3 protein-coding genes and 1 pseudogene are annotated in these 2,796 nt (G+C 43.3%); 3 read left to right on the top strand and 1 reads right to left on the bottom strand.

What is annotated here, in order from left to right:
* Window positions 1-296: 296 nt before the first annotated feature.
* Window positions 297-923, bottom strand: a complete 627-nt coding sequence (locus IM485_RS20785) for a TetR/AcrR family transcriptional regulator (protein WP_002738367.1) — start codon at window positions 921-923, stop codon at window positions 297-299.
* Window positions 924-1,132: 209 nt separating this feature from the next.
* On the opposite strand from IM485_RS20785, the gene IM485_RS20790 reads away from it, so the two are divergent.
* The 3 genes and pseudogenes from IM485_RS20790 to IM485_RS20800 all read left to right on the top strand — a co-directional run.
* Complete coding sequence (locus IM485_RS20790) at window positions 1,133-1,609, top strand: YbjN domain-containing protein (RefSeq protein ID WP_104398347.1); 477 nt, start codon at window positions 1,133-1,135, stop codon at window positions 1,607-1,609.
* Window positions 1,572-2,333 carry a lipoate--protein ligase family protein gene (locus tag IM485_RS20795; RefSeq protein WP_104398346.1) on the top strand — a complete coding sequence of 254 codons (762 nt, stop codon included), beginning with the start codon at window positions 1,572-1,574 and terminating at the stop codon, window positions 2,331-2,333. The genes IM485_RS20790 and IM485_RS20795 overlap by 38 nt, the downstream gene beginning before the upstream one ends.
* A gap of 325 nt (window positions 2,334-2,658) precedes the next feature.
* A pseudogene (locus IM485_RS20800) lies at window positions 2,659-2,796 on the top strand (photosystem II D2 protein (photosystem q(a) protein)); the annotation flags it as partial.

The raw sequence follows: 2,796 nt of genomic DNA on the forward strand, positions 1-2,796 counted from the left end.
GGACAATTTGCTTGAATACAGTGGAATGTACGATTAGGGAGGGAAGTTATCGTTTTTCTAAGATAACTCGACCGACCCAACTGCAACAAAAAGCGTTAGATTTATTGGGAGTTTCCCTAATTTGTAGCCAGTAACGGGGCGCTGGAAATTCTTTTAATCCCTTCTACAGCACAGCTTATGGCTTTTTGTCAACGGGGAAGTCCAGTTATATAAACTGGTACAAAAAAAGAGGGCAACAAAGCCTGAAACGACCGGCTACTGACTCCTACCCCCACGAAAAACTTTTTCAGCAAACCCTACTTAACTAACACTCCATTCAGAAAAATTTCGGCAATACCTTCGGCCATTTCTTGTAAAGCTAAGGGGGAAGCATTGCTATCTAAAATAGTTTCACTGGAAAAACCGGCAATTGCGAACATTCCAAGAAAAACCTGGGCCACAATTTTCGGATTCATGGGACGATAGATACCATGATCGATCGCTGTTTGAAAAAAAGCCTCGGCCACATCGGTCATTTTAGCAATTACCTCCGATTGAATCCGCTCTTTTAATTCGGGGTGAAATTGTGCCTCTATAAAACAAACTCGCAATAAATCGCTATTTTCTCGCATTCTCAACACCCTACGTCGCATCACCTGCGCTACCGCTTTATAACTGCCCATTTCGCTCAATTCCGTCAGCAAGTCGGTGAGAATATCCACCCATCCCCTAGTGGCCACTTCGATTAAAATCGCCTTTTTGTTGGGAAAATAACGAAATAAAGTTCCTTCTGCCACATTTGCCTTTCCTGCTAGGTCTTTAGTCGTGGTTCCTTCATAACCCTTAGCGGCAAATAAACGTAAAGCGGCCTGTAGAATACGACTACGGGTATCTTCTTCCCCAGAATTGGTCTCAGTTAGGGAACGTTGAAAAAGACTTTGCATAATTATTGACAGCTAGAACGGGATAGAGCCATTGTCATCGATCAAGTCAGGTGTTTACTCAAATGCTTCATAAAATTTTGAGTAATTGGGGAAGTGGGGAAAGTGGGGAAATTCAACTAAAACCCCAAAACCCCAAAACCCCAACCCGAATGTCTTTTTTTCTTTTCTCTTGGGATAAGATTGTGATCGATCGAGTTTAGAGAATTTTTATGACCACAGAAAGTTTAGCGACTTCAGAAGCAATAGAGTCAATGACCGATGAATTTCTGGCTAGTACGAGCAGTCACCAAGAAATGATTGAAATGGTTATTTCTACTCTGCAGCAGAATGATACTGCTATGGTACAACACACAGAAAAAGGTTATCTGTGGAAGTTTCAGTATGGTAGCGTTGAGGTGTTTGTGCAGTTAACCGGGGAAAGCGATGATGATTTTCTCACGGTGTGGTCTTCTGTGCTGAAATTGCCCGTTAAGGATGAATTGGGATTAACTCGCAAGTTATTAGCGATGAATTGTGCCGAAACCTTTGAATCTCATTTTGCCATTATGAATGAGCAGGTGGTGGTGATTTCTCAGCGTACTGTGGCCGATTTGTCTCCCGGGGAGATTTCGCGAGCAATTACTCTCGTGGCGACGGTAGCAGATAATAATGATGAAATGTTACGAGAATCCTTTGGTGGCAGCTAAAATTTGGCGTTATATCCCTCCAATTGTCTCATCGGCAGAGCGACAAATGGCGATCGATTCTTGGTTACTAGAGCAACACCGTTGTGGTCATCATCCCCCGACTCTGCGTTTTTATCAATGGTCGCCCCCAGCTATTTCCTTGGGCTATCATCAACGGCAATATCCTGATTTTTGGCGTGATTTGACTTGGCAAGGTCAAAAAATCTCCCTAGTTCGTCGTCCTACTGGTGGACGGGCCGTACTACATCAGGGGGATTTGACTTATATGGTGGTAAATTCGGGGATGAAGGGGAATGTTAGGGAAGTTTACCAGCAAATCTGTCAATTTTTAATCACAGGCTGGCAAAATCTCGGTCTAGAATTGTCCTACGGTGCTGCCGGCCGGGGATATATCCATTCTGCTAACTGTTTCGGTACAGCTACCGGTGCGGATTTAGTCGATAATTGGGGAAATAAATTTATTGGGAGCGCCCAACTGCAACGGGGTTCCTCGGTTCTCCAACATGGTTCGATGGTGCTAGAGCAAGATAATTCGCTGTTTGAGCAAGTTTTCGCCACTGCCGCCCCTCAAAAGCTGAATTTAGCCCCAGATTTGACCCTAGAGATAATTATCGCTACCCTGAAAACCGAGGCCGAGGAATGCTTCGATTGTCAATTGCTAGAGCAACCCCTAGAGGATTGCGAGTGGCGATCAATTAAAAAAATGAATATAAATACTCATTGACAAAAAAGTTTTTATGTGTACAAAAAATCAATTATGAGTCAAGTTGTATAGATTTGTAATTTTTTGCTAATAATGGTTAAAGGTAGATAGAGGCCACAAGAAACCAAAGTCTTACCGAACTCGAAATTATTGTCTAGCTTGTGCTAGTTTAAGAAACGTTAATCTTTTACAGTTTGTGAGGATTAACCAGCGATCGCAGCTAGTTTAGTTAAGCTAATCCAGTCAATCGATCGCGCCATCTTATAAGACAATGGGAGTAATCCCAGACTCAAAAAAGTTAAGAAATCTTGCCCGTGATTTCAGTTAAGCAAGAGGAAAAATACCCATGACCATTGCTGTCGGACGCGCCCCAGAAAGAGGGCTGTTTGATGCTCTCGATGACTGGCTCAAAAGAGACCGTTTCGTCTTCATCGGTTGGTCTGGTTTACTACTCTTCCCCTGCGCCTTCATGGCCCTAGGTGGA

The organism is Microcystis sp. M169S2 (assembly GCF_020245865.1).
GTDB classification, from domain to species: domain Bacteria; phylum Cyanobacteriota; class Cyanobacteriia; order Cyanobacteriales; family Microcystaceae; genus Microcystis; species Microcystis ichthyoblabe_A.

Bases quoted from the DNA above. Each gene is read 5' to 3' on its own strand.
- IM485_RS20790 (WP_104398347.1), top strand. From the start codon at position 1,133: ATGACCACAGAAAGTTTAGCGACTTCAGAAGCAATAGAGTCAATGACC.
- IM485_RS20785 (WP_002738367.1), bottom strand. From the start codon at position 923: ATGCAAAGTCTTTTTCAACGTTCCCTAACTGAGACCAATTCTGGGGAA.
- IM485_RS20795 (WP_104398346.1), top strand. From the start codon at position 1,572: ATGATGAAATGTTACGAGAATCCTTTGGTGGCAGCTAAAATTTGGCGT.